The 26,683-nt window shown below is 69.3% G+C and carries 26 protein-coding genes; 19 read left to right on the plus strand and 7 right to left on the minus strand.

Going from position 1 to position 26,683, the window contains the following annotated elements; all coding sequences use genetic code 11:
- Positions 1 to 211 precede the first annotated feature (211 nt).
- A complete protein-coding gene (locus ABD05_RS27530) occupies positions 212 to 1,060 on the minus strand; it encodes a sulfite exporter TauE/SafE family protein (protein ID WP_047903122.1) in 849 nt (282 codons plus the stop codon).
- A 426-nt stretch (positions 1,061 to 1,486) separates the two neighbouring features.
- On the opposite strand from ABD05_RS27530, the gene ABD05_RS27535 reads away from it, so the two are divergent.
- Positions 1,487 to 2,383, plus strand: a complete 897-nt coding sequence (locus ABD05_RS27535) for a LysR family transcriptional regulator (RefSeq protein ID WP_047903123.1) — start codon at positions 1,487 to 1,489, stop codon at positions 2,381 to 2,383.
- A gap of 126 nt (positions 2,384 to 2,509) precedes the next feature.
- On the plus strand, positions 2,510 to 3,142 hold the full coding sequence (locus ABD05_RS27540; protein WP_047903124.1) for a LysE family translocator: 633 nt from the start codon (positions 2,510 to 2,512) through the stop codon (positions 3,140 to 3,142).
- A 68-nt stretch (positions 3,143 to 3,210) separates the two neighbouring features.
- Here ABD05_RS27540 and yddG read toward each other — a convergent pair whose 3' ends face one another.
- Positions 3,211 to 4,161 carry an aromatic amino acid DMT transporter YddG gene (yddG, locus tag ABD05_RS27545; protein WP_148669147.1) on the minus strand — a complete coding sequence of 317 codons (951 nt, stop codon included), beginning with the start codon at positions 4,159 to 4,161 and terminating at the stop codon, positions 3,211 to 3,213.
- A gap of 446 nt (positions 4,162 to 4,607) precedes the next feature.
- Positions 4,608 to 6,293: a purple acid phosphatase family protein gene (locus ABD05_RS27550; protein WP_047903126.1), complete on the minus strand. Its 1,686-nt coding sequence runs from the start codon at positions 6,291 to 6,293 to the stop codon at positions 4,608 to 4,610.
- 325 nt (positions 6,294 to 6,618) lie between these two features.
- On the opposite strand from ABD05_RS27550, the gene ABD05_RS27555 reads away from it, so the two are divergent.
- The 8 genes from ABD05_RS27555 to ABD05_RS27595 all read left to right on the plus strand — a co-directional run bounded on the left by ABD05_RS27555 (position 6,619) and on the right by ABD05_RS27595 (position 12,521).
- Positions 6,619 to 6,918: a YXWGXW repeat-containing protein gene (locus ABD05_RS27555; protein ID WP_034180189.1), complete on the plus strand. Its 300-nt coding sequence runs from the start codon at positions 6,619 to 6,621 to the stop codon at positions 6,916 to 6,918.
- Positions 6,919 to 7,162: 244 nt separating this feature from the next.
- Positions 7,163 to 7,948 carry an RNA polymerase sigma factor gene (locus ABD05_RS27565; RefSeq protein WP_082146239.1) on the plus strand — a complete coding sequence of 262 codons (786 nt, stop codon included), beginning with the start codon at positions 7,163 to 7,165 and terminating at the stop codon, positions 7,946 to 7,948.
- Positions 7,945 to 8,364: a hypothetical protein gene (locus ABD05_RS27570; protein ID WP_047903127.1), complete on the plus strand. Its 420-nt coding sequence runs from the start codon at positions 7,945 to 7,947 to the stop codon at positions 8,362 to 8,364. The genes ABD05_RS27565 and ABD05_RS27570 overlap by 4 nt, the downstream gene beginning before the upstream one ends.
- A complete protein-coding gene (locus ABD05_RS27575; protein ID WP_047903128.1) occupies positions 8,361 to 8,864 on the plus strand; it encodes a periplasmic heavy metal sensor in 504 nt (167 codons plus the stop codon). The genes ABD05_RS27570 and ABD05_RS27575 overlap by 4 nt, the downstream gene beginning before the upstream one ends.
- A gap of 247 nt (positions 8,865 to 9,111) precedes the next feature.
- The gene (locus tag ABD05_RS27580) at positions 9,112 to 10,515 is read left to right on the plus strand and encodes a DUF1800 domain-containing protein (protein ID WP_047903129.1); all 1,404 of its coding nucleotides are present in this window, start codon (positions 9,112 to 9,114) and stop codon (positions 10,513 to 10,515) included.
- A 2-nt stretch (positions 10,516 to 10,517) separates the two neighbouring features.
- Positions 10,518 to 11,675, plus strand: coding sequence for a DUF1501 domain-containing protein (locus ABD05_RS27585; protein ID WP_047903130.1), 1,158 nt, complete (start codon positions 10,518 to 10,520; stop codon positions 11,673 to 11,675).
- A 59-nt stretch (positions 11,676 to 11,734) separates the two neighbouring features.
- Positions 11,735 to 11,953 (plus strand): YXWGXW repeat-containing protein, encoded by a 219-nt coding sequence (locus ABD05_RS27590; protein WP_047903131.1) that lies wholly within the window; start codon positions 11,735 to 11,737, stop codon positions 11,951 to 11,953.
- Positions 11,954 to 12,122: 169 nt separating this feature from the next.
- Positions 12,123 to 12,521 (plus strand): lysozyme inhibitor LprI family protein, encoded by a 399-nt coding sequence (locus ABD05_RS27595; protein ID WP_158361674.1) that lies wholly within the window; start codon positions 12,123 to 12,125, stop codon positions 12,519 to 12,521.
- 75 nt (positions 12,522 to 12,596) lie between these two features.
- On the opposite strand, the gene ABD05_RS27600 is transcribed toward ABD05_RS27595, so the two are convergent.
- Positions 12,597 to 13,790 (minus strand): tyrosine-type recombinase/integrase, encoded by a 1,194-nt coding sequence (locus ABD05_RS27600; protein WP_047903133.1) that lies wholly within the window; start codon positions 13,788 to 13,790, stop codon positions 12,597 to 12,599.
- Between the two features lie 187 nt (positions 13,791 to 13,977).
- Entirely contained in the window at positions 13,978 to 15,153 is a 1,176-nt protein-coding gene (locus ABD05_RS27605; RefSeq protein WP_047903134.1) for a helix-turn-helix transcriptional regulator, read from the minus strand.
- Between the two features lie 224 nt (positions 15,154 to 15,377).
- Here ABD05_RS27605 and ABD05_RS27610 point away from each other — a divergent pair, with 224 nt between their 5' ends.
- Positions 15,378 to 15,758: a DUF4377 domain-containing protein gene (locus ABD05_RS27610; RefSeq protein WP_047903135.1), complete on the plus strand. Its 381-nt coding sequence runs from the start codon at positions 15,378 to 15,380 to the stop codon at positions 15,756 to 15,758.
- Between the two features lie 9 nt (positions 15,759 to 15,767).
- Here ABD05_RS27610 and ABD05_RS27615 read toward each other — a convergent pair whose 3' ends face one another.
- Both ABD05_RS27615 and ABD05_RS27620 read right to left on the minus strand, forming a co-directional pair.
- Positions 15,768 to 17,156: a DHA2 family efflux MFS transporter permease subunit gene (locus tag ABD05_RS27615; RefSeq protein WP_047903136.1), complete on the minus strand. Its 1,389-nt coding sequence runs from the start codon at positions 17,154 to 17,156 to the stop codon at positions 15,768 to 15,770.
- 232 nt (positions 17,157 to 17,388) lie between these two features.
- Positions 17,389 to 17,739, minus strand: coding sequence for a VOC family protein (locus tag ABD05_RS27620; protein WP_047903137.1), 351 nt, complete (start codon positions 17,737 to 17,739; stop codon positions 17,389 to 17,391).
- 261 nt (positions 17,740 to 18,000) lie between these two features.
- On the opposite strand from ABD05_RS27620, the gene ABD05_RS27625 reads away from it, so the two are divergent.
- From ABD05_RS27625 to ABD05_RS27660, 8 genes are all read left to right on the plus strand, one after another.
- The gene (locus tag ABD05_RS27625) at positions 18,001 to 19,140 is read left to right on the plus strand and encodes an LLM class flavin-dependent oxidoreductase (RefSeq protein WP_011355016.1); all 1,140 of its coding nucleotides are present in this window, start codon (positions 18,001 to 18,003) and stop codon (positions 19,138 to 19,140) included.
- A gap of 165 nt (positions 19,141 to 19,305) precedes the next feature.
- Positions 19,306 to 20,499 carry an acyl-CoA dehydrogenase family protein gene (locus ABD05_RS27630; protein WP_047903138.1) on the plus strand — a complete coding sequence of 398 codons (1,194 nt, stop codon included), beginning with the start codon at positions 19,306 to 19,308 and terminating at the stop codon, positions 20,497 to 20,499.
- 10 nt (positions 20,500 to 20,509) lie between these two features.
- Positions 20,510 to 22,267: an FAD-dependent oxidoreductase gene (locus ABD05_RS27635; RefSeq protein WP_047903139.1), complete on the plus strand. Its 1,758-nt coding sequence runs from the start codon at positions 20,510 to 20,512 to the stop codon at positions 22,265 to 22,267.
- Positions 22,267 to 22,785: a flavin reductase family protein gene (locus ABD05_RS27640; RefSeq protein ID WP_082146283.1), complete on the plus strand. Its 519-nt coding sequence runs from the start codon at positions 22,267 to 22,269 to the stop codon at positions 22,783 to 22,785. Before ABD05_RS27635 ends, ABD05_RS27640 begins: the two co-directional genes overlap by 1 nt.
- Before the next feature lie 38 nt (positions 22,786 to 22,823).
- Complete coding sequence (locus ABD05_RS27645; protein ID WP_047903141.1) at positions 22,824 to 23,051, plus strand: hypothetical protein; 228 nt, start codon at positions 22,824 to 22,826, stop codon at positions 23,049 to 23,051.
- Positions 23,052 to 23,061: 10 nt separating this feature from the next.
- Positions 23,062 to 24,105, plus strand: a complete 1,044-nt coding sequence (locus ABD05_RS27650; protein WP_047903142.1) for a ferredoxin--NADP reductase — start codon at positions 23,062 to 23,064, stop codon at positions 24,103 to 24,105.
- Between the two features lie 41 nt (positions 24,106 to 24,146).
- A complete protein-coding gene (locus ABD05_RS27655) occupies positions 24,147 to 25,733 on the plus strand; it encodes a FadD3 family acyl-CoA ligase (protein WP_047903143.1) in 1,587 nt (528 codons plus the stop codon).
- Positions 25,734 to 25,765: 32 nt separating this feature from the next.
- A complete protein-coding gene (locus tag ABD05_RS27660; protein ID WP_047903144.1) occupies positions 25,766 to 26,539 on the plus strand; it encodes an SDR family NAD(P)-dependent oxidoreductase in 774 nt (257 codons plus the stop codon).
- Positions 26,540 to 26,683 lie beyond the last annotated feature (144 nt).

Genomic DNA, 26,683 nt, shown 5'->3' on the forward strand with positions numbered 1-26,683 from the left:
GGCCAAGGCCGAGTCCGCAGCCAAGCAACACATAGGTTTCCATCGCAGGTCTCTGAAAACGGGGCAGCGCCGACGTCGGCATCGCCGTGCGGGTAGCAAAGTCGGTCACGTGTCGTCCGCGCCGTCGGGCGGAGCGATACGCCGGGTCCGCGAATACTACGCTTTGCAGCTTTCAGAACGCATGCGCGATCGATCGCGGTCGCGCCGACCGCTATTTCTTGCCCGCCTGCCCGCTGTCCACGTGCGTGACAGGCGATCCGCCATGCCTGAACACGCCCGATTTCCAGATCATCTGCGATGCCGCGGCGAGCACGAACAGCAGGACGACCATCCGGAAGATCCGCGGCGACATCTTGTCCCGCAGCGGGCGGACGAGCCACATGCCGGCAATGGCCGGCAGGCTGGCCGCGGCCGAGATGGCCAGGTCGGCGCCGCTGGCGTGCGCGGTGCCGCTGAACGTCGTGATCAGCGTGACGATCGACACCACGAGGATGATCGCGATCTGCTTCGTGAATACGCGTCCTGTTGCCCCCGACGAAATCAGGTAGGTGGCGAGCAGCGGGCCAGGAACCGATGCGATGCTCTCCATCAGCGCCGCGCCGAACCCGAGCGCGAACCCGACGGGCTTCTGCCACGCGTCCGGCAGGTTGAGCTTCGGCGCGGCGAGCATCAGCGTCGCGGCAACGATCAGCAGTGCGCCCGATGTCGCCTGCGCGTGCGCTGGATTGAGGGAGAGCAGGATCGCCACGCCGACGATATTGCCGATGACGGTGCCCGCGATCGGCGCGGCGATCTTCCGGGCCGTTGCCAGGACCTGGCCGCCTTCCAGCGCCTGCGGAATGTTGCCGAGGATGATCGGCATCGACAGCAAGAGCACCGCATGCCGGATCGGCAGGAACTGGCTGAGTATCGGCATCGCGATCAGCGGTACGCCGATGCCCGTGATCCCCTTGGCCATGCCGCCCAGCAGCAGCGCGACGGCGATGCCGGCCAGATCGAGCGCGGTCAGCCCCTGCAGGCTGGAAACCAGCACACCTTCAGTCAGATTGAAATGAATCATGGAGTGGCATGTCGCGGCATCACCGGCAGCGAGCGCGGTCGATGGAGCCCGTTGCGGGCGCGTGCGTTTTGCACGCATTCGTTTGGGTTTGGCTTGAACCGGTCATCCGATCGCATCGCACCGCCTTGTGTGCGGCCGGCGGGCGCGCGGCCCCGATCCAGGCCGGCTGGTCGTGCCGGCAAGCATGAGCAACGCGGTGGCGTGGTTCAACCTGGATGCTCGGCCGCCGGCCGGTGCGCACGCAATCGGCGCGGCGGATCGAGCGTGCATCTTACCTGATGCGCTGCCGAGGACGTTCGCCTCGATCGCGGCGCAGCGCGGGGCCGGGTCCGGTGCCGTTTGCCGCTTCCTTGGTCGGGTTCAATATAATTCATGATGATTGGCCGCCTCATGCGCGGCATAGATGCCCTGGAACAAGGAGACCCGATGACGCTTGCCCAGTTGCAGGCACTGGCCGCCGTAGTCGAACTCGGCTCGCTCACGGCCGCGGCCGACCGGCTCAGCCGCAGTCAATCCGCGATCAGTCACGCGTTGACCGAACTGGAAGACATCACGCAGGTCAAGCTGCTCTGGCGCGACCGGCAGCCGGTCGTCCTGACGGCGGCGGGCGAACGCCTGTGGCCGTACGTGCAGAGCGTGGTGCGCGAAGCGCAGATGCTGCGCCAGCAGTTCAGCCTGTCGCGCGGCAAGCTCGAAGGAAAGCTGGTGGTCGCGTCGCTGCCGAGCGTCTCGCTGGCGTTCGTCGTCCCCGCGCTCGAGGCGTTGAAGGAGATGCACCAGGGCGTGTCGGCGGTGCTGCTCGAAGGCACGGACAGCGAGGTCGAAGGGTGGATCGACGACGGCACCGCCGACGTCGGCATCGTGGCCGGGGCCAAGACGTTCGCACACAATCTGCCGCTGCTCGACGAGGATTTTGTCGCGGTGGCGGCGGACGGCACGTTCGACGGCCGCAAGAGCGTGTCGGCAAAACACTTGTCCGCGGCGCCGTTCATTTTCTCGAAGGCAGGGTGCGGGCCGCTGATCGCGGATTACTTCGCGCGTGGCGGTGCGCCGCTTCGGGCCGCGTTCAACGTGGTCGAGATGCGCACCATTCTTGCGATGGCGGAAGCCGGCATGGGCGTGTCGATCGTTCCGCGCATCACGCTCACGTATACGCCGTTCGACGGCCGCGTGCTGGAACTGTCGCCGAGGCTGCATCGTTCCGTGCGGTTGTCGTGGAACGTGGCCGGCAACGCAGTCACCGACGAGTTCGTGAGGCTCGTCGACGCACAGCGCGTCAAGGCCGGGAAGGCGATCCGGACACGCGCGAAAAAGGGCAGGTAACGCGTGGCCGGCGCGATGAAAAGCGCTCATGGGCGGCTTACAGTTTATTCATGTTGAAGATGGTCGAGATGCAATACATTGTTCGAACCTCGTCAACTTGACTGCTCTGCCGCGAAGGAGACTGCCGTGCCGGCCTTGCCCACCCTGTTTGCGTTCGGACTTGTGTCGCTCGGCATGGTGCTGACGCCCGGACCGAACATGATCTACCTGGTTTCGCGCTCGATCTGCCAGGGCCGCCGCGCAGGGCTCGTGTCGCTCGGCGGCGTCGCGCTGGGGTTCGTTTTCTACATGTTTTGCGCGGCGCTCGGCATCACCGCGCTGGTGCTGACCGTGCCGTATGCGTACGACGCGCTGCGCTTTTCCGGCGCGCTCTATCTGTCGTACCTGGCCTGGCAGGCGCTCAAGCCGGGCGGCCGCTCAGCGTTCCAGGTCAGGCAGTTGCCGCACGACAGCCGCGTCAGGCTCTTCACGATGGGTTTCGTCACGAACCTCGCGAATCCGAAGATCGCGGTGATGTATCTGTCGCTGCTGCCTCAGTTCATTTCACCGGGGCACGGCAGCGTGCTCGCGCAATCGCTGGCGCTCGGCTGCGTGCAGATCGCGGTGAGTGTCAGCGTCAATGCGTTGATCGCGTGCATGGCCGGTTCCATCGCGGGTTTTCTCGCGGGCCGGCCGGTCTGGGCGTCGGTCCAGCGCTGGTTGATGGGCACCGTGCTGGCCGGATTGGCGGTGCGTATCGCGCTGGAATCGCAACGCTAGAGCGGCGGCCGAAGGTTCGAGGAATGGCCGCTAGCGACCCGGCCGCTCGCCGAAAGCACGGGGCATCGTCACCCGTGGCAATTGCCCTCGGCATTCTTCGCGACCCGCACGGGCGCTGCGTTTTCACTGCGCCGGCTGCGCGTCGAGAGCCAGCACAGGATCGATCCGCCGCACACCATCAACGCGCCTTGCCAGAACTCGATCGACAGCGGCGCGTGCAGCAGCGTCGCGGCGAGCGCGGCGGCGAGCACCGGCGTCAGGTACGACGCGCCGACGATGATCGTCACGTTGCCGTGCATGATGCCGGTGTTCCATGCCGCATAGCCGAACCCCAGCGCCGATGCCGCCAGCACGATATAGATGACCGCGTGAAGGCTGAACGTCATGCTGCCGCCGCCTTCGATCGCGAATTTGATCCAGAGCGCCGCGGCGACCAGCATGAAGAACGGCGTGACGCCGTTCTTGCCGTCGGCCATGCGCGCCGTCACCGTGCAATAGCCGGCCCAGATCAGCGCGCCGACGAACGCGAGGCCATAGCTCAGCGGATTGTCCGCGACATTGCGCAGCATGCCGGCCGGATCGAGGCCCTGGTCTCCGCCGAGCACCCAGCAGATGCCGAGCATCGACAGCAGTACGCCCGGCACGACCAGCAGGTTGGAGCGCTGCCTGTTGAACACGATGGCCGCGACCAGCGTCAGGCTCGGCCACAGGTAGTTGACCATCGCGACTTCGATCGCCTGCCGGCCGTTGCTCGCATACCCGATCGACAGCGCCAGGCACAGCTCGTACGAGACGAACAGCAGCCCGCCCCAGAGCAGGTAGTTTTTCGGGAACTTGCTCAGGTCGGGGAAGCCGATCGTAAACAGCAGAAGCACGGACGCCACCGTATAGATCATCGCGGCGCCGCCGGTCGCACCGAGACTTTCGCTGACCCCGCGAACGAGGGCAACCACCGAGGCCCACAACAGCACCGCGCCGAGCCCGACGAGCGTTGCCTTGTTCTTGTTCTTGCGCTTCATGCTTCCTGCCTGTTTCAACATTCAAATTCGATTTCGGATGATTCGGTTCCGCTCGCGTGTACCGTCGTCGCGAACGGAAAAATCCGGTTGCGGCCGCAACCGGCAATGCAATGCGGCCATTACGCCGGACACGCGTAGTTTAAAGGGGGCGAGCCGGGGCGACCGAGCGGCGCACGTTGGCGGGGGAACCGCCGGGTGCGTGCGGCCGATTCAGGTGCGTGTGCGGAACGCGGTAGCCGGTCATGCGTCGTCGATGTCGCCGTGCGTTTGCCGTAGTGCATCCGCGATTGCATCGAATGCGTCGGCCGACGGGGGCGTGTGGATGCGGTATTCGAAACTCATCTTCATGGGCCGGTGTGCGAGGCGGGCAGTCTAACCCGCTTCATCGCACGCCCATTGCCCGATGGTTATGCAACCGGCGCCCGCCGCAGCGGGCGCCAGCCCGATCACCGCTCGTGCCGCTTCTTGCTCAGCTCGATCGTCTCGAACAGCTCGTACTGCGCGGTCGGGTGCTGATCGGCGCCCGGCGCATGGTAGTAGCGCATCGTGATCGTCGTGTGCCCGCCCGGCTTGCCCGGGTCGTGGTCGAACACCGCGATCCCGTAACCGGTGCCCGTATCGCGGCGAGCGGACCAGATCGCATCCTCGAGCGCATCGGCCGGGTGCCGCACGAACGTGTTCGGCGCGGTGCCCGGCACCGGCCGGTTCGGCTTCGTGAACACCTTCGCCCGCGCAAAGCCGGTCGACGGGTTTTCGCCGTACACGTCGAGCGGCGCGCTGGTGCCGCCGCCGCCGAGGATCAGGTGGATCGTGCCGTGGCTCGTGTCGAATTTCGTGCGGTCCGGATCGTTCGAGCCGACCGGACGCGGCTGCAGCGTCTCTACCACTTCGCCGGTCGTCGCGTCGACGCCCGCGCGGTGATTGCAGCCGCGCACCGGGTAGCTGCGCTCGTAGTCGTGATCGTGGCCGCACAGCACGAGGTCGACGCCGTAACGGTCGAACAGCGGCAGCCATGCCTCGCGAATGCCTTTATCGGAACCGTTGCCCGTCTTCGACGAACTGAGCGCGTCCTGGTGCATCTGCACGACGATCCAGTCGATGTCGTCGTCATGCGCCGCATGACGCAGCGTGTGTTCGAGCCAGCGCGTCTGCTCGCCGTTGCTGTAGCCGCGCACGTAGAACGACGTGCCGGGCTCGATCGGCGGGCGGCCCGTGCTCGCGGCCGGTACGAGCGGAGCGGGGCCGCCGACGAACGCGGCGGCGTCCTGGTACACGACGTCATCGGCGTCGAGCGACACGAACAGCACCGAGCTCACGCGGAAGCTGTACCAGCGGCCCGGGAAGTGCGTGCCGTTCTCCGGCAGCGTATAGCGCGCGAGATACGAGTCGAGCCCTTGCGGACCGTTGTTGAACTCGATCTCGTGATTGCCGGGGCATGGCATCCACGGGCGATTCGCGGCCGACGTCTGGTTGTTGTTGCCGAAGTCGCGCCACACCTCGGGCTGGTGCGCGGGGTTCAGGTTCGCGTAGCAGAGGTCGCCGTTCAGCAGGTGGAACAGCGGCTGGAACTGCTCGACGGCCTGCACCGCGAAGCGGCTCTGCGGCGACGACAGCACCCATGCGCCGTTCGGCGTCGCGAGATCGCCGTAGCTCGTGAAGCGGAACGGCGCGCGGCCGCGCGGCGCGGTCGAAAAATTCGCGGAGAACGGCTGCGCGGCGTTGCTGTCGTTGTCGGCCGTGATCTCGTAGCGGTAGCGCGTATCCGGCTTCAGCCCGTGCACGCGCGCGTGGTACGCGAACACGGTTTCGCCGTTCAGGCCGTCGGTGTACAGGCGCTGGACGCCGTGCACCGTGCGCGGCGGCTCGCCGTCGGCGACGATGCGCGCGCGCGGATTGACGGCCGGTGCGAGCGACGCCCACGAGATCACGACTTCGGACGTCGGGTCGTTGCCCCACGTCAGGTGGACCTGTTCGGGCGTGCCGTCCGGATTCGACGCGGCGGCCCGGGCGGCCGCGAGCCCGCCGGCAGCGGTGGCAAGGCCGGATACGCCGGCCAGTTTCAGGAAGCCGCGACGAGACACCGAGGCGGCCGGCTCGTTCGGCTGATCAGGGAGAGTGTCCTGGTTCGACATGGTCGTAGTTTTCGTTGATGGGGGCGCGAGATAGGGAACCGCGCGGCCATGCGCGAGCGCGGCCGGGGCGTGGGCCGGAAACGAGCGGGATCCCGGTGACACGCATTGTCGAAGGGCAGTTTTGCCGGGTTGTGACAGCACGGCAATCCTGCGTGCGCGGCGGCCGATACGCAGGCTCGTGCATTGCGCGGCATCCGGCCCGCGCCAACGCGCGTTCGGTCCACCCGAAATTTATTCGCCAACATCGCGACGGATTTCTCTCGCCCGCTCCGTTTAACGCATGAACGACTGCTTCCGGTCGATGCCCGTTACTTCGGAGTCTTTCATGAAACTTTCTGTTCCATTGCGGTTTGCCGCCGGATGCGTGGCTGCGCTGGCGGCGTCCGCCGCATTCGCGCAGGCCGTCATCGTCGCGCCTTACGCACCGCCGGCGCCGCGCGTCGAAGTGATGCCGGCGCCGCGCGCGGGCTACGTGTGGGACCAGGGCCACTGGCACTGGCGGCAGGGCCGCTACGTATGGATTCCGGGCCACTGGCAAGTGGTGCGCGTCGGTTACCACTGGGTGCCCGGACACTGGGCCGCGCGCGGCCCGGCCTGGCGCTGGGTGCCGGGCCACTGGGCCTGATGCGCACGCCGCCGCGCGGCACGTCGTGCCGGCGCGGCGGATCCTTCACGCAACGTCATGAGTCGAAGCCATGCCTTTTCGAACCATCGTGATACTGGCGGCCGCGGCCATCGTGCTGGCCGGCTGCGTCGTGGTGCCGGCGCGTCCGGTGTATTACCGGCCCGCGCCGGTCGTCGTATATTGAGCGCGCCGGCTGACGGTCGCGCGACCACCGGGCGACGCGTGACCGGCCGACAGGATCGATATGCCGCGCGACACGGATGTCGATGAAACGGACATGGCTGACGCCGTGTGCGACGCCGCGCATGATGCGCACGGTGCCGCCGAACCGTCGGCGTGGCGTCGCGCGGCGATGGCCCGACGCATGCAAGGAGAGCACGACGATGAGCTTCAGCCGGGCGGCGGGCAGACCTGCCGGCACAGGGCGGCGCAATCGCGCTGCGCGACGGAGCAGGCGGCGTTGAGCGATCGCGGCGACCGCGATCCGGACGCGGAACTCGTCGCGCGCGTCGGCGCGCGCGATTCATCGGCGGTGCGCGTGCTCGTCGCGCGCAAGCTGCCGCGGCTGCTCGCATTGGCGACGCGCATGCTCGGCGACCGGAACGAAGCCGAGGACGTCGCGCAGGAGACGTTCTTGCGAATCTGGAACCAGGCGCCGCGCTGGCGCGAAGGCGAGGCGCGCTTCGATACGTGGCTGCATCGCGTCGTGCTGAACCTGTGCTACGACCGGTTGCGCGGCCGGCGCGAGGAGCCCGTCGATACGTTGCCCGACGTGCCGGACCCGCAGCCGGAGCCGGCCGCGCATGCGGAGCTGCGCTCGCGCGATGCGCGCGTGCGGCAGGCGCTCGCTGCGTTGCCGCCGCGGCAGCGGGAAGCGCTCGTGCTCCAGTACTATCAGGAACTGTCGAATGTGGAAGCGGCCAACCTGATGGGCATCACCGTCGATGCGCTCGAAAGCCTGCTCGCCCGCGCGAGGCGCAACCTGCGCGCGCAACTGGCCGGCGACCCACCTAGCGAGGACAAGCGATGACACCCGAACGATTTCGTACCATCGTCGCCGCGTACGGCTCGGACGCGCGGCGCTGGCCGGACGGCGAGCGCGCGGCCGCCGAGGCGTGGGCGCGCGCGAACCCGCGCGATGCGCTGCTGGCACTGGACGATGCCGCCGACCTCGATGCATGGCTCGCGTACGACACGGTCATGCCGCCCGCGCCGGCACTCGTCGAGCGCATCGTCGCGACGGCGCCCGCGCCGCAACGCGCGCGACGGCGCGGCACCGTGTGGTGGTCGGGCGCGGCGTTCGCGGGCGTCGGCCTGGCCGGCGCGCTGGCGGGCGCGGTGGCCGTGTCGATGCTGATGCTCGGCAGCGTGCCGACGTCACTGCACGAACCGGGCTATCTGACGACGACGTTCGGTGGCCCGAGCGTCGACGGGAGCGACGAATGAGCGAACGTGGCTGGAAATTCATCCTCGTCGGCTCGGTCGTGCTGAACGTGTTCATGCTCGGCGCGATCGGGGGCGGCGCGTATCAGTGGTTCTCGACGCATCGCGATCTGCACGCGGAGGGCGCGCCCGCGCAACGCACTGCGTTGCGTTTCGCGGCGGACGAATTGTCCGATACGCGGCAGCGCGAGTTTGCCGCCGCGCTGAAGGCCGCGCGCAAGAACGGCCGCGATTTCGCGCGGGAAGGGCGCGACGGCCGGATCACCGTGCTGGACCTGCTCGCCGCGCCGCAACTCGATCGCGCGGCGATCGACGCCGCACTTGATCGCACGCGCGCGGCCGACACTGCGATGCGTGCGCAGGTCGAGCGCAGCGTCGTCGATTTCGCGGCGACGCTGACGCCCGAAGAGCGCGTGAAGTTCGTCGACGGGTTGCAGCACAGCGGCAACTGGCGTTTGCCGCCGAGACTGCAGAAGAAGCCGGACGCGCCGGCGAGCGAGTAAGTAAGCATCAGGCAGGGCGACACGCGATACGCGTGTCGCCGACTCTCGCGATCGGTCACGCGCAATGCGTGCACGGGATGAATCGTTTCGCTGTTGCGCGTCGATGACTTGCGCCGTTACCGCGCGTCACCGCCACCGACTCTGCCGTTCCTCTCTTCCCCGATCCAAAAAAATATTCGCCATCCCCGCGACGGATTTCCCGGCGTGCCCGCGTTAAACGTGGGTACGCACCGCAAGAGAGCCCGTCATGGACCACCCGAACGACACCACGTCGGCCGCGATCGCGCTGAACCGCTTCGGTCTCGGCGCGCGGGCCGACGAAGCGCCGCCTGCCGACCCGAAGGCGGCGCTGGTCGCGCAACTTGACCGTTACGACGCGCGGCCCGCCGCGTGGGCCGGCGAACCGGACGCGGTCGCGCTTGCGACGCGCTTCGCGAACGCGCGCAACGCGATGACGGGCGACGATGCGGCCGCGAAACGCGCGACCGCGCAATCGATCCGGCGCGACGGCTACGACGCGTATCGCAGCGCCGTCGCTGCACGGTTGAACAGCGCGCTGAACACGCCTGCGCCGTTCGTCGAGCGTCTCGTGCATTTCTGGGCGAACCATTTCGCGGTGTCGGTCGACAAGGGGCAGGTGGCTGCGTACGCGGGCGCGTTCGAACGCGACGCGATCCGACCGCACGTGCTCGGCCGCTTCGAGGACATGCTCGTGGCCGTCGAACAGCATCCCGCGATGCAGATCTTCCTCGACCAGGCGCGTTCGGTCGGCCCCGACAGCCCTGCGGCGTTGCGCGCGCAAGCGCGCAACCCATCCGCGAAACGCGGGCTCAACGAGAACCTCGCGCGCGAAATCATGGAGCTGCACACGCTCGGCGTGCGCACGGGCTACACGCAAGCCGACGTGACGGAATTCGCGCGCGCGCTGACGGGCTGGAGCATCGCAGGCGGACGCGGCCCGCAGCCGGGCGATGCCGCGCCCGGCGCGTTCGTGTTCCGTCCGAAGCTGCATGAACCGGGCACGCGCACGGTGATGGGGCGCACCTACGACCAGCCGGGCGAAGCGCAGGCGCGCGCGATCCTCCACGACCTCGCGCGGTCGGACGCGACGGGCCGGCATGTCGCGTTCCAGCTTGCCCGTCATTTCGTCGCCGACAATCCGCCGCCCGTGCTGACCGACCGGCTGGCCCGCGCGTTCGATGCGAGCGGCGGCGATTTGCCGACCGTCTATCGCGCACTCGTCGATGCGCCCGATGCGTGGTCGCCGGTCAATCGCAAGTTCAAGACGCCGTGGGAGTGGGCCGTATCGTCGCTGCGCGGGCTCGGCTGGCGCGAGATGGACGATCGGGGCGACCTGAAGGCCGCGCCGCTGCTCGCGCAGCTCGGCCAGCCGGTGTGGCGGCCGGGCTCGCCGGCCGGCTATGACGACGTGGCCGCGAGCTGGGCCGCACCCGACGCGCTCGTGCGCCGCGTCGAGATCGCGCAGCGTCTGGCCGCGCGCACCGGCGACCGGCTCGACCCGCGCACGCTCGGCAACACGCTGCTCGCCGGCTCGATGAGCGCGCCGACGGCGACCGCGCTGTCGCGCGCCGAAAGCGCCACCACGTCGCTCGCGCTGCTGCTCGTATCGCCCGATTTCCAACGGAGATGAACATGGCACTGTCCCGCCGACAATTCCTCAGCATCGCCGCGGCCGGCGCAGGCGCGATCCTCGTCGCGCCGCGGATCGTGTTCGCGAACGTCGAGACCGACCGGCGCTTCGTGTTCGTGATCCAGCGCGGCGCGGCCGACGGCCTGAACATCGTCGTCCCGTATGCCGAACCCGCGTATGCGTCGCTGCGCGGCGCGCTCGCGATCGACCCCGCGGCCGCAACGCGGCTCGACGGCACGTTCGCGCTGCATCCGTCGCTCGCGCAGACCGCGCAGCTGTACCGCGACGGGCAGGCGCTGTTCGTCCACGCGATCGCGTCGCCGTATCGCGACCGCTCGCATTTCGACGGGCAGAACGTGCTCGAAACAGGCGGCCGCGCGCCCTATCAGGTGAAGGACGGCTGGCTGAACCGGCTCGCCGCGCTGCTGCCGGCGACGCGCGAAAGCGCGATCGCGTTCGCGCCGACCGTGCCGCTCGCGTTGCGCGGCACCGTGCAGGCCGCTTCGTATGCGCCGTCCGGTTTGCCGGCCGCGCCGGACGACCTGCTCGCGCGCGTGTCGGCGCTCTACGAGGCCGACGCGCAGCTCGGCCCGCTGTGGCAGTCGGCGATGGAAGCGCGCGGCCTCGCCGGCGACGCGCATGCGCGGCAGGACCCGGCGGGCGTCGGCAAGCTTGCCGCGACGTTTCTCGCGCGCGACGACGGCCCGCGGATCGCGATGATCGAAACGGGCGGCTGGGACACGCACAGCGCGCAGAACGCGCGACTCGCGAATCAACTGAAGGCGCTCGACACGATGCTCGCCGCGCTGCGCGACGGCCTCGGGTCCGCATGGCAGCAGACCACGGTGCTGGTCGCGACCGAGTTCGGCCGCACGGCCGCGGCGAACGGCACGGGCGGCACCGATCACGGGCAGGCGTCGGTTGCGATGCTCGCCGGCGGCGCGGTCGCGGGCGGCCGCGTGATCGCCGACTGGCCGGGGCTGCGGCCGGGCGATCTGTACGAAGGGCGCGACCTGAAACCGACCGCGTCGCTCGATGCGCTGATCGCGGGGGCGGCCGCCGAAAGCCTGCGGCTCAATCCCCGCCGCACCGCCTCCGCGCTGTTCGCGGAAAGCGGCGAGACGCGGCCGATGACCGGCCTGATTCGCGGGGTTGCGTGACGCGGTGCGTTTCGGCGTTCGACCGTGCCGACCGATTACACAACAAGGGAGAATCGAAGATGAAGATCCGATCCGTTTCGCTTGCCGTGCTGGTGTGCGCGAGTGCCGTGCTGATGTCCGCCTGCGTGGTGGAACCCGTGCGGCCGCCGCAGCCGGCACCGCTCGTCGAAGTGGCGCCGCCGCCACCGGCCCCCGGCTATCGCTGGGCGAAGGGGCATTACCGGTGGGCCGGCAATCACTGGGCATGGGTGCCCGGGCATTGGGTGGCCGTGTACTGACGGGTGAGACGTGCCGCCGCGTGCCGCGCGGCACGGGTGCCGGGAAGCGAGGCGGCGTATTGAACCGCGATGCGCATTGGCCTAAGCTTCCGGATCCCGACGGCGGGCATTCCCGTTCGTCCGTCACGGCGAGCCGATGCGCGGCCGCCGTTTTTTCTACGGCACCCACATGAAGGCATGGCTCGTTGCACTGGCCGTCGCGGCCGGCATGACCGGCGCGCAGGCCGCGTCGTTCGACTGCGCGAAGGCGTCCACGTTCGTGGAGCGCGAAATCTGCGGCAATCCGGCGTTGTCGCGTCTCGACGATGCGCTCAACGCGGATTACAAGCACGTCGTGGACGACTTCGCCAACTATCCGGTCGAGGATCCGCCCGAATATCACCAGTTCGTCGCAAGCCAGAAGGTGTGGCTGAAGGCGCGCAACCGCTGCACGACGACGCAGTGCCTGATCGACAGTTACCGCAAGCGCATCGACGCGTTGTGCGGCCAGATCGACGTGCCGGCGGAAAGCGACCGCGCGAAGTGCCGCAGCAACGGCGGCCTCGGCGGACTCGAACTCGTTCACTGAGCATCGGGGCGAAATACGAGCCGGCGTCGACATCGGCGGCCCGCACTCGCGCGCAGCACGCGGAGCGTCTGCAACCTACCACCCGATCCGGTGCTTCTCCTCCGTCTCGCGATGCCGCCAGTCGTCATCCGCGTGCAGGTACTGGCTCGTCGTCGTGAGCGACACGTGACCGAGGTTGTCGCGCACGAGCCGCAGGTCGACACGGCCGTCGGCCATATGCGAGCCCGCGCTGTGGCGCAGCCAGTGCGCGGACGCCTGTTCGAGCACGCGCGCCTGTTCGTCGCCGGCTGCGCCGTTCGCGCGCAGCCGGTCGGCCGCGTGCCGGAACACCTGCTTCACGATCCGGTGCAGCGCCGCGCGTGTGAGCGGCTTGCGCGCCTGGCCGAGCGGCAGCACGAGCGGCGTGGGTTCGCCGTCGGACGGCAGCGCGGGCAGGCCGTGCGCGCGCCGGTAGCGCGACAGTTCGGCCATCATCTCGTCGGTGGCCGGCACGAGCCGCTGCCGGCCGCCTTTGCCCGTCACGTCGAGCCACCAGCGATCGTGCCCGTTCGCGTCGCGCCGGCAGAAGAACTGGCCCATCGTCGTGTCGGCCGCTTCGGTGATGCGCAGCCCGCCGAGATACAGCACCGTGAACAACCAGCGCGCGCGATCCGCGTGGAAGCACGCACGCGCGTCGTCGCGCGGCATCGCGGCGATCGTGTCCTTGACCGACTGCCACAGCGGTTGCCCGAGATGGCGCGTGACGCGCGGCGCGGGACGACGCTGCCGCTGCCGCGACAACGCCAGCGGATTGCCGGCGAGGTAGCCGGCCTGCACGAGCCACGAGAACATCACGTTCAGGATCACCAGCGCCTGCCGCTGGCTGGCCGGCGACAGCGGCCCGTAGAACGGCCGCCAGCGCGGGTCGTCGCGCGGGTGCTTGCGGCCGCCGTTCGCGCACCATACGTCGGCCGGCGCCGGCGCGAACAGGAACTGCCGGTAGACGACGAGATCTTCACGCGTGAGCGACGACAGCGGCTTGCCGCACGCGATCACGGCCCACAGCAGCAGGCGCTCGGCTTCCTTGCGGTAGTTCTGGAATGTGGTCGGCGTATCGACGAAGCGCGCGAGCCATGCGCGCACGGCGTCGAGATCGTTGGTCGCGGCGATCTGCGGATGCGCGCTGTTTGAGCGGTTGGTGCCCGCGCGTCCGTCGAGTGCGGCCGGCACGGTCAGCGTATCGATCGGCAACGGACGCAGCGCGGCGTCGGACGGAACGGGTGAGGTCATGCGGAGGGGAGCGCAGTGCATGCCGCGCGGGCGTGGTCAGGCGGACGAACGCAGCGCGACAAAGCGTATCGGGAAGCGCCGATGGTACACGATCGTCATGCGGTGAATCGGCCGCCGACGGCGATTGACAGACCGGCGACATGAGCGACGCGACCGCACGACGAACGTATCGCGCGGCGCGAACGCCTCACCCCAGCGACAGCACGCTGTTCAGCAACGTCCGCACCAGCGTCGCCTGTCGCGTGACGCCGGTCTTCGAAAAGATCGCACGCAGGTGCGAGCGCGCGGTGTTCTTGCTGATCGCGAGCGCGTCGGCCGCTTCCTCGAGCGTCTGCCCGTTGACGAGCGCGAGCGCCAGCGCGGTTTCGGCCGGCGTGAGGTCGAACAGCTTGCGCACGATGTCGTGCGACGCCTGCGACTTGCGCTCGGCATCGCGGATGAACACCGCGCACGCCGGCCGGCGCGGATTGTCCTCCGACCATTCGCTCAACGGGACCGCGCGGATCAGCACGCCGAGCCGCGCCTTGCCGGACGGGCGCGGCACCGCGATCGCCTGCACGACCGACGGCACGCCGCCCGCGCGTTCCGCGAGCACCTGGCGGATCAGCTTCTGCAGCTTGCGGTCCTCCAGCGGATACGACGCCTCGAGCGCGCCGCCGCGCACGCGCAGGCCGTCGCATTCGGCGAAGATCTCGTCCGCGACGGAATTGGTTTTCATGATCGCGCCGCGCTCGTCGAGAATCGCGGTGCCGACGAGCATGCGGTCGATCGTGCTCGCATACAGCGTGCGTTCGGATTCGACCATCCCGAACTTCGCGTGCAGCCGCACCGCGCGCTTCAGGTGCGGCAGCAGCGCGTTGCAGGCAGCCTTGTCGGTCGCCGAGAACGCGTCGCCGCGATGCGGACGGCACACGCGGAAACGGCACTCGATGCCGTCATGCGTGCGCAGGTCGGCGCCCATCAGGTAGCCGACGTCGTGCGGTTTCATGAACTCGCGATACATGGTGCTGCTGCGCCACACGCCCAGGCCGAGCAGCTCGTCGACGGTGACGACGTGGTCGGTCGGCAGGTTCACGAACGGATCGAGCGCGTAGTAATAATTGTTGTACGACGCGACGCCCGTCAGCGGCGCGCTGTGCTCGGACGCATTGATCATCAGCCCCGCGTGGCCGCTGGCCGGCCAGCGCAGGATCATCGTCACGTAGTTCGCGTGCAGGTGCGCGCGGATCTGTTCCAGCGCGCCGCCCCACGGCACGTTTTCCAGCGGGCCTTCGTAGATTGTCGTGAGCAGCGTGTCGAACTGTTCGAGCGTCAGTTTCGATCGGGCGAGGTGCGGCGGAAGGGCCGGGGGCGCCGTGGTCATTCGGGTTGTCTCCTGTTGCGGCCGACGGGCCGCGAGGCGCCCGGCGTGCATGTGCGGACCGCCGGCGGCGATGCGCGCGGCTGAACGGGAACACGGTAACGTGTCGGCGCACGCGCGACATCGCACGAATGAGGGTGGCGGATCGCCTTCTGTAAGCTATTTGTGAACTTTCCCGCCGCGCTGTCCGTCTAAACGCCCCTCCAACGCTTCCAGAGGAACACCAGATGATTCGCCAATCCAGGGCGCTGCTCGGCGCCGCCGTCATTGCCGGCACCATGCTCCTCGCCGGATGCCAGACCGACGCGGCTGCCACGGCGTCGAACACGGGCCGCCCGGCCGACAGCCGGCCCGTGACGAAGACCGTCTATGTCGCGCCGCAATCCGCACGCTGCACGGGCGTCGCGCCGATGGAATGCCTGCAGGTGCGCAGCAGCCCGGGCGAGCCGTGGAGCCTGTGGTACGCGGGCATCGAGGGCTTCGCGTACCAGCCCGGTTACCTGTACACGCTCGAAATCGACGAATACCGCGTCGCGCAGCCGCCGGCCGACGGTTCGTCGATCCGCTGGGTGCTCAAGCGCGTTGTCGAGCGCCGCCAGGCGAACTGACGGTCGCGTTCACGCGGACGATCGTGCCGCCGCACCGGCCGGCGGCGCGGCCGTATCGATCCGCCGGAACACGACGGACGACAGCAGAGTGACGGCGCCCATGCACGCGAACGACAGCATGAACCCGCGCCCCATCGAGCCCCACCAGGCCGCGAACAGGTTGACGAGCCCGCCGCCGATCGACACGCCAAGCCCCATCGCCAGCATCTGCATCATCGTGAACAGGCTGTTGCCGCTGCCGGCGTCGGCATGCGACAGCCCCTTCAGCGTGACACCGTTCATCGCCGCGAACTGCATCGAGTTCGCGGCGCCGAACACGATCAGCAGCACGATCTCCAGCACCGGCGCAGGCCGCACCGACACCAGCGCGAACCCCGCGATCGCACCGCCGACGATCCCCGTGTTCACGACCAGGAACGTCGCGTAGCCGAAGCGCTTCACGAGCGGCGCGATCCAGCGTTTCGCGATGACGCCCGCGATCGCGGCCGGCAGCATCATCAGCCCGGACTGCAGCGGCGTATAGCCGAGCTGCACCTGCATCAGCAGCGGCAGCATGAACGGCACCGCGCTCGTGCCGATCCGGCACAGCAGGTTGCCGAGCAGCCCCGAACCGAAGTTGGGCTCGCGGAACAGCCCGAGCCGGAACAGCGGCTGCGCGCGCCGCCGCGCATGCGGCAGGTACGCGAGCGCGCTCGTCAGGCCCAGCACGGCGAGCCCGGCCGCCCAGGCCGCGCGATGCGCGGGCATCGGCGGGTCGATCGCGAGCGACAGCGCGATCATCGCGACCGACAGCAGCGCACAGCCGACGAAGTCGAACGGCGGCGGCTGTTTCGCGTGGTCGTGCGGCAGGTAGCGCTGCACGGCGATGAAGCCGACCGCGCCGACCGGCACGTTGACGATGAACACCCAGTGCCACGAAATTGCCTGCGTGAGCCAGCCGCCGAGCGTCGGCCCGACGATCGGGCCGAGCTGGCCGGCGATCGACACGAACGCGATCGCCGCGACGTACTGTTCGCCCGGCACGCGGCGCAGCACGGCGAGCCGCCCGATCGGCAGCAGCATCGAGCCGCCGATGCCCTGCACGGCTCGCGCGACGACGAGCCGGCCGAGCGTATGCGATGCCGCGCAGCCGATCGACGCGAGCACGAACACGAGAATGGCGACCGAGAACACGCGGCGCGTGCCGAACCGGTCGGCGAACCAGCCGGATGCCGGCGTGAGCATCGCCATCATCAGCGTGTAGGCGACCACGACGGGCTGCATCGCGAGCGGCGACGCATGCAGGCTTTGTGCGATCGAAGGCAGGGCGGTGTTGACGATCGTCGTGTCGAGCGACTGCATGAAGAATGCAGCGGCGACGATCCAGAGCAGCGCGGAGTGTGTGGGTTCCCGGGACATGGCGAAATGGCGGTGCGAAGGCCCGGCGCGGGCGGCGCCGGTGCGTGGTCGCGCGGCGCCTGCCGGTCTTCAAGCGCTCGATGGTACCGATTCCGGCGCTCATCGGGAAGCGGCCTGAAGACGTTGAATGCCATCGACGATGCCGATGACAATGCGTGATGCTCGATCCCGTCTGGCGTAGCGCACCTGCCACGCGTGATGCGCCCGCATCCCGCACGCGCACCGCGCTTCGTCACGCTGACCGTTTCTGCGAAATCACGAGCAGCGCGCCGTTCTTGTCCTCCAGCACCGCGCGGTATTCGTGCGGCCCGGCCTGCACGGGCACGCGCACCGACGCGCCGGCCTTCACGACCCGCGCCATCGCCGCGTACAGATCGTCGTCCTCGTCGACGCGCAGCGTGAGCGCCGCGCGCTCGACGATCTGCTCGTCGCCCGCGACCAGCGCGATCGTCAGCGGGCCGCCGTCGAGCGCGCAATAGCGGTCGCCGTCGCGGAACTTCACGTTCAGGCCGAGTCCGTCGACGAACAGCGGCAACGCCGTGTCGATGTCGTCGACCGGATACAGCAGCATCGATACCTTCATCCCGGTTCTCCCTTGTCTTGATGTGCGCGGCATGCAACGTGCCGCCCGACCGATGCTAGCGCGCCGTCCGCGCGCTCACGCAGTCCGATCGGATGACCGTGAAACCCCTCTGTCCCCACAGGCGTGCCGTTACTCCAAACAGACGATGCCCGCGCCCGCCCGCGCGCCGACACTCCCATTCGTGGACCGTCGCTATTCGTCCGTATCGTGCGGGCGGGCCGCACGACCCCGACTCGTCCAACACACATGGAGACGCACGCAATGAAGTTTTCCCTCATCTACGAAGCCCAGACCACCGACGCATCGCGCGAGGGCGACCACCGGGTGTTCAAGGAGACGGTCGAACAGGCGTTGCTCGCCGAGCAGGTCGGCTTCGACACGATCTGGTGCGTGGAGCACACGTCGCTGACCAACTATGCGCACATGAGCGCGCCGGAAACCTTCCTTGCGTACCTGGCCGGCCGTACGACGCGCATCGGCCTCGGCCACGGCGTCGTGTGCCTGCCGCCGGCGATGAATCACCCGATCAAGGTTGCCGAGCGCGTTGCGCTGCTCGACATCCTGTCGGGCGGCCGCGTGCATTTCGGCGTCGGCAAGGGCGGCAGCCAGCAGGAAGCCGGCGCGTTCGGCTACGACCTCAACGAACTGCAGCCGATGATCGACGAATCGATGTACCTCGTGCCGAAGATGTTCGTGCAGGACGAGATCGAGCACGACGGCAAGTACATCAAGATCCCGAAGCGCCCGATCCACCCGAAGCCGTTCCAGGATCCGCACCCGCCGATGTACCTCGCGTGCACGAACACCGACGCGCTGCTGCGCGCCGGCCAGCGCGGGATGGGCGCGCTGGTGCTCGGTTTCGGCGGCCCCGACGAAGTGGCGAAGAAGAATGCGGTGTACCGCGAAGCATGGGCGAACCGCAAGCCGGAAGACCAGGTCGGCTTCCGCCCGACCCAGCACCTCGCGGCGCTGTGCCCGACGGTCGTGATGGCCGACGGGCAGGCCGCCCGCAAGATCGGCATCCGCGGCCAGCGTTACTTCATGGAATCGCTCGCGTACTGGTACACGGGCGGCGAGCGTCCGGACCCGGCGAAGTGGGGCGACGACCTCGTGCAGGCCGACACCGGCGAGATGGTGATCCGCTCGCGCTTCGCGTCGGAAGAAGTCGTCGTGAACTTCGCCGACCCGGCGCTCGCGATGATGAACCCGAACCACGCGTACGGCACGGTGGACGACTGCATCGGTTATGTCGGCCGCCTGCAGGAAGCCGGCGTCGACGAAGTGCTGTTCCTGTGCCAGATGGGCACGGTGCCGCACGAAGCGCAGATGGAGACGATTCGCAACATCGGCGAGCACGTGATCCCGTTCTTCAACAAGGAGAAGGAACGGGCCTGCGCGTAACGCGGGACGAGCCGCGCCCGTCGTCCCTTCGGACGATGCGGCGCGGCCGCGCGACGCCGACCATCGACGGTGGCGAGCGTCGCCCGCGGCCAGGCCGCGCAGAACAACCATGAACGAGAGCGGGGCAGGCGCCGCGGCGCACGCCCCGTTTCACAGGAGACATTCGTGCATCGCGACAACGATTCGAACGCACTGGCCGCCTCGCTGATCGCCCGGGCCGAGGCACTGGCGCCGACGCTGGCCGGCCGCGCCGCGCAGGCGGAAGCGCAGGGCCGCATCCCGGCCGAGACGATCGCCGACATGCAGGCCGCCGGCTTCTTCAAGGTGCTGCAGCCGAAGCGCTACGGCGGCTACGAGCTCGATCCGCAGGCCTTCTTCGACATCCAGATGGCGCTCGCGCGCGGCTGCATGTCGACCGCGTGGGTGTACGGCGTCGTCGGCGTGCACAACTGGCAGCTCGCGCTGTTCGACGAGCGCGCGCAGCAGGACGTGTGGGGCAACGACCCGGCGACGCTGATCGCGTCGACCTACATGCCGGTCGGCCGCGTGACGCCGGTCGACGGCGGCTTCCGCCTGTCGGGCCACTGGAAGTTCTCGAGCGGCAGCGAACTGTGCGAATGGGTGTTCCTCGGCGCGCTGGTGCCGGCAGCCGTTGCCGGCCAGCCGCCCGAATACCGGACCTTCCTGCTGCCGAAATCCGACTACCGGATCCAGCAGGACTGGGACGTGCTCGGCCTGCGCGCGACGGGCAGCCACGACATCGTCGTCGACGACGTGTTCGTGCCCGCGTACCGCACGCACAAGGCGATCGACGGGATGATGGGCACGAGCCCCGGCCTGGCCGTCAACGACGCGCCGTTGTTCAAGCTGCCGTTCGCGCAGATCTTCGTGCGCGCGGTGTGCACGTCGTGCATCGGCGCGCTGCAGGGCGCGCTCGACGATTTCACCGGCTATGCGGCGACGCGCGTGTCCGCGAACAGCGGCGCGAAGACGACGGACGATCCGGGCGCGCAGAACGCGTGCGCGAATGCGGCCGTCGCGATCGACGAGATGAAGGTGCTGCTCAAGCGCAATTTTGCCGAGCTGATGGCGTCGGTGACCGGCGGCCCGGCCGTGTCGATCGAGCGCCGCGTGCATTTCCGCTACCAGTCCGCGCAGGTCGCCGAGCGCTGCGCGCAGGCCGCGAACGCGCTGCTGCGCTACGCGGGCGGCAACGGCATCTATCACCGCAATCCGCTGGTGCGGCGCTTCCTCGACCTGCATGCGGCCCGCGCGCACTACGCGAACAACGTGGACCGCTTCGGTCAGAACCTCGGCGCCGTGATGCTCGGCCGCGAGAACACGGACTTCTTCATCTGACGGGGCCGAGATGAACGACACGCAAGCACAGCAATACGTGTTCGACGTGGTGGTCGTCGGTTCGGGCGCGGGCGCGCTGCTCGCGGCGTGCCGCGCGGCCGACCGCGGCCTGTCCGTCGTCGTGATCGAGAAGACGGCGCTGTACGGCGGCACGTCGGCCGTGTCGGGCGGCGGGATCTGGGTGCCGTGCAACCACCATATCGCCGAGCTCGGCGCGACCGATTCGCGCGAGGCCGCGCGCCGCTACGTCGACGCGTGCGTGGCCGGCGCGTCGATGCCCGACAAGATCGACGCGTATCTCGACCAGGCGCCGGAGATGCTGCGCTACCTGGAATCGAAGACGCCCGTGCGCTACCAGTCGCTGCCGAAGTACGCGGACTATTACCAGAAGGTGCCGGGCGCGATGCCGGGTTATCGCGCGCTCGATCCGCTGCCGTTCGACGGCGGGCTGCTCGGCGACGAGTTCGACCGGTTGCGGCCGCCGTCGCCCGGCACGCTGATCGGCGGGCGCGTGGCGGTGACGTCGAAGGAGGCGCATACGCTGTTCTCGCGCGGGCCAGGCTTCATGAAGCTCGCGATCGCGCAGTTCGGCCGCTACTGGCTCGATCTCGGCATGCGCCGCCGCACGCGGCGCGACCGGCGGCTGACGCTCGGCAACGCGCTGATCGGCGGGCTGCGCCGCGCGCTGCTCGAGCGCAACGTGCCCGTGTGGCTCGACACGCCGATGCGCGACCTGCTCGATACGGACGGCCGTGTGACGGGCGTGCGCGCGCAGCGTTTCGGGCAGCCCGTGACGATCGCCGCGCGGCGCGGCGTGATCCTCGGCGCGGGCGGCTTCGAGCGCAACCAGCCGATGCGCGAACGCTACCTGCCGCAGCCGACGCAGGCGCAGTGGAGCGCGACGCCGCCCGCCAACACCGGCGACGCGATTGCCGAAGGCCACCGGCTCGGCGGCGCGCTGGCGCTGATGGAGCACGTGTGGGGCGCGCCGACGGTCGGCGTCGCGGGCGAGGAGAAGCAGCGCGCGCTGTTCGTCGAGCGCAACCTGCCGGGCTGCGTGATCGTCAACCGCCTCGGCAAGCGCTTCGTCAACGAGGCCGCGCCGTATTCCGAATTCGTGCCGGCGATGTATCGCGACCATGCGCGCACCGGCGCGAGCGTGCCGGCGTGGATGGTGTTCGACGCGCGCTTTCGCCGCAAGTATCCGTGCGGGCCGATCATGCCGGCGTCGATGATGCCCGATGCGCGGATTCCCGAAGCGTTCCGCGACGTGCTCGTGAAGGCCGACACGATCGACGCGCTGGCCGCGCGGATCGGCGTCGATGCGGCCGGGCTGCGCGACACGCTGCGCGACATGGCGCGTTACGCGGTCACCGGCATCGACGAAGCGTTCGGCAAGGGCGACAACGCGTTCGACACGTACTACGGCGATCCGCGGAACCAGCCGAACCCGTGCCTCGGGCCGGTCGACCAGGCGCCGTTCTATGCGGTGCGGATCGACGCGGGCGACATCGGCACGAAGGGCGGGCTCGTCACCGACGCGCTGGCCCGCGTGCTGCGCGCCGACGGCGAGCCGATCGACGGCCTCTATGCGATCGGCAACACCAGCGCATCGATGATGGGCGCGAGCTACCCCGGCGCGGGCTCGACGCTCGGTCCGGCGATGACCTTCGGTTTCATCGCCGCCGACCACCTGGCCGCGCAGGCGGCCGACGCCGGCGGCCGGCCAGCCCGGCCATCCACGACTGAACTTGACGGAGTCCAATGATGAGCGATCTCACCACCCATCCGCTGCGCACCGACATGCTGCTCGCGATGCGCCGCCTCGCGCGCTCCGTCACGGTCATCAGCAGCGCGCACGACGGCCGGCGCTACTCGATGTCCGCGACGGCGGTCGATTCGCTGTCGACCGATCCGCCTTCGCTGCTGATCTGCATCAACCGCACCGCGTCGCTGTATCCGCCGCTCGATGCGGGCGCGCCGTTCTGCGTGAACGTGCTGTCGGCGCGCCACGAAGGCATCGCGATCGACTGCAGCGGCCGCCTGAAGGGCGAAGCGCGCTTCACGACCGGCGACTGGCACACGTCGCCGCACGGCGTGCCGTATCTGCGCGATTCGCAGGCGAGCCTCGTGTGCGAGCAGGACGGCCGCTTCGAATACGGCACGCATACGGTGTTCATCGGGCGCATCCGCGAGGTGCTGATGAGCGGCGACGTCGATCCGCTCGTCTATCTCGACGGCGCCTATACGACGCCCGGCGCGCCCGCGAGCCGCGTGGCCGCGTGACGGCCGCACGGGTTTCCAGCATTCGCAAGAGACGATCCATGACACGCAGACTGAACGGCAACACCGCGAACGTTGACGACGCCCGGCGCGATGCCGGCGTGTCGGCCGCGCGCGAGATCGTGCGTACGCTCGGCGGCGCGGCATCGCATGTGCTGAACGCGTTCGCGTGCGTCGCGCCGGCACTGGCGTCGAACGCGGCGCTGGTCGTCGCCGGGCGTGAAGCCGGTTGCGGCGTGAGCGCGTGGCACATTGCCGGCGCAGCATGAGGAGCCGGCCATGAGCGATTCGCGCTTCCACCGGCTGACCGTTGCCGAAGTGATTTCCGAAAGCGACGACGCGTGCTCGTTCGTATTCGACGTACCGGCCGCGTTGCGCGACGCATTCGCGTACCGGCCCGGGCAGTTCCTGACGCTGAACGTGCCGTGCGCGGACGCGACCGTCGCGCGCTGCTATTCGCTGTCGAGCGCGCCGGGCATCGACGCCGCGCCGAAGATCACCGTCAAGCGCGTGCGCGACGGCCGCGCGTCGAACTGGCTGTGCGACCGCGTGCATGCGGGCGACGCGCTCGACGTACTGCCGCCGGCCGGCGTGTTCACGCCGCGCACGCTCGACGGCGACCTGCTGCTGTTCGCGGGCGGCAGCGGCATCACGCCCGTGCTGTCGATCCTGAAATCGGCGCTCGTGCACGGGCGCGGAATGCTGACGCTGATCTATGCGAACCGCGACGAACGCTCGGTGATTTTCCGCGACGAACTGCAGCAGCTCGCGCAGCGGCATCCTGGCCGCGTGCGCGTGATCCACTGGCTCGACAGCGTGCAGGGCATCCCGCAGCAGCGCCATCTCGAGGAGCTCGCGCGGCCGTTCAGCCAGCAGGAGACGTTCATCTGCGGGCCCGCAATGTTCATGGAGAACGCACTGGCCGCGATGCTCGGCCTCGGGTTGCCGCGCGCACGCGTGCATGTCGAGCGGTTCGCGTCGCTGCCCGATGCGCCGGCGCAGGCCGATACCGCGGCGTCGGCCGCGGCAACGGCGGCGTCCGGCGAAGGCGCGGCGATCGAGACGGTGCTCGACGGCGATGCGTTCGCATTCGACAGCGCGCCCGGCGAAACGCTGCTCGATGCAATGCTGCGCGCGGGCGTGCCGGCGCCGAACTCCTGCCGGATGGGGCAATGCGGCGCGTGCATGTGCCGGATCGAGCGCGGCGAGGTCGAGCTCGACAGCAACCACGTGCTCGACGAAGACGAGATTGCGGCCGGCTGGACGCTTGCCTGTTGCGCGCGGCCCGCGAGCGACGCGCTGCGCGTGGTGTTTCCCGACTGAGCCGTACTGCGCCCGCGGCGCGCACGGCAACCCTGATGCCTATGACGATGGACAATGAAATCCTGACCACGCCCGCGCTGATCGCGCGGGCTGCCGCGCGCCACGGCGCGCATCCGGCGATCGAGTCGGAGCACGGCCGGCTGACCTACGCGGAACTCGACGCGGCGCGCCTCGAAGCGGCACGTGCGCTGCTTGCGAGCGGCATCGACGCCGGCGACCGCATCGCGGTCTGGGCGCCGAACCTGCCGCAATGGATCGTCGCGGCGCTCGCGATCCACACCGTCGGCGCGATCCTCGTGCCGGTCAATACGCGGATGAAGGGGATGGAGGTCGGCGGCATCCTGCACGACGGCGGCGCGCGGCTGCTGTTCTGCTGCGGCACCTTCCTCGGCGAATCCTATCCGGCGATGCTCGCGCCGCACCGGCCCGCGACGCTCGAACGCGTGGTCGTGTTCGACGGCGACGCGCCACCCGGCGCGCGCGACGAAACCTGGAACGCGTTCCTCGCGCGCGGCGCGGCGGTGCCGCTGGCCGCGGTGCGCGAACGCGAGATACAGGTCACGCCCGACACCGTGATGGACCTGATGTTCACGTCCGGCACGACGGGCCGCCCGAAGGGCGTGATGACCGCGCACGGCCAGAACCTGCGCGCCGCGCAGGCGTGGGCGGCGATTGCGGGCGTGCGCCACGACGACCGCTACCTGATCGTCAATCCGTTCTTCCACACGTTCGGCTACAAGGCCGGCTGGCTCGCCGCGCTGTCGAGCGGCGCGACGGTGCTGCCGCATCTCGTGTTCCAGCCGGCCGACGTGCTGCGGCGTGTCGCCGACGATCGCGTGTCGGTGCTGCCCGGCCCGCCGACGCTGTACTACGCGCTGCTCGACGCGCCCGATCGCGCGACGCGCGACCTGTCGTCGCTGCGGATCGCGGTGACGGGCGCGGCGGCGATCGCGCCGAGCCTGATCGAGCGGATGCGCGCCGAGCTCGGCTTCGAAACGGTGCTGACCGGCTACGGGCTGACCGAATCGTGCGGCTTCGCGACGCTGTGCCGGCACGGCGACGATGCGGAAACCGTCGCCTGTACGTCGGGCCGGCCGATGCCGGATGTCGAGCTGCGCATCGCGGGGCCGGGCGGCGTGTCGCTCGGGCCGGACGAGACCGGCGAGATCTGGGTGCGCGGCTACAACGTGATGCGCGGCTATTTCAACCAGCCGGACGCGACGCGCGAGACCGTCGATGCGGACGGTTGGCTGCATACGGGCGACCTCGGCTGCGTCGATGCGAACGGCAACCTGAAGATCACCGACCGCATCAAGGACATGTTCATCGTCGGCGGTTTCAACTGCTATCCGGCGGAGATCGAGCGGCTGCTCGCCGCGCATCCGGCGATTGCGCAGGTCGCGCTGGTCGGCGTGCCCGATACGCGGCTCGGCGAGGTCGGGCACGCGTATGTCGTGCTGCGGCCGGGCGCGCATGCCGACGCCGACGAGCTGAACGACTGGGCACGCCGCAACATGGCGAACTACAAGGTGCCGCGGCATTTCACGTTCGTCGAGCAACTGCCGACGAGCGCGGCGGGGAAGGTGCTGAAGTACCGGCTGCGCGCGGGGACCGAAGCGGCGGCCTGAGCGCCGCCGCGATACACGAACGGGATGAACGCATGAACGACAACGGATTTCCGCAGGGCGCGGTGCTCGTGTTCGGCGGCAGCGGCGGGATCGGGCAGGGCGTTGCGCTCGAGTTCGCGCGCGCCGGCGTGCCGGTCGCGGTGGGCTACCGCAGCAAGGCCGACGTGGCCGAGCGCGTCGCGCGCGACATTCGCGGCGAAGGTGTGGCGGCCACCACGCACTGCGTGGACGTGACCGATCCCGCGCAGGTCGACGCCGCGCTTGCGGCCGCGATCGCCGCGCATGGCCGCGTGCATACGGTCGTCTGGGCGGCCGGGCCGTTCGTGAACCAGCGCCACGTCGGCGACATGACGCACGACGACTGGCGCCGCGCGATCGAGGTCGAGACGATCGGTTTCTTCGTCGCGGCGAAAGCCGCGCTGCCGCACTTCCGTGCGTCGGGCGGCGGGTCGTTCGTGACGCTCGGTTCGGCCGGACATTTGCGCTGGCCCGATCGCGACGGGCTGTCGGTCGCGCCGAAGGCGGCGAACGAGGCGCTGGTCAAGGGGCTTGCGCGCGAGGAGGGGCGTTACAACATTCGCGCGAATTCGATCCTGGTCGGCGTGATCGAGGCCGGGATGTTTCCGGTGCTGCTCGAACAGGGGCAGTTCGACCAGGCGTGGATCGACGAGACGCAGAAGATGCTCGCGCTCAAGCGTTGGGGGAAGGCGCACGACGTCGGGCGGGCAGCGGTGTTTCTGGCGTCGGACCGGGCGGATTACGTGACGGGGCAGCAGTTGAATGTGTCGGGCGGCTACGGGTTGTAGCGGAGTGCAAAAGCACGTTCGGGCGGCCGCGCTTGCGTGTCGGTTGTCCCGGGCGCTGACATAGCCCGCCTTTCCCTCGTCTTCAGACCGTCGACGCCGCCGGCCGATTTGCCGATCGGCTCGCGTATCGCCTCCTTGCGTGAC

Source organism: Burkholderia pyrrocinia (assembly GCF_001028665.1).
GTDB classification, from domain to species: domain Bacteria; phylum Pseudomonadota; class Gammaproteobacteria; order Burkholderiales; family Burkholderiaceae; genus Burkholderia; species Burkholderia pyrrocinia.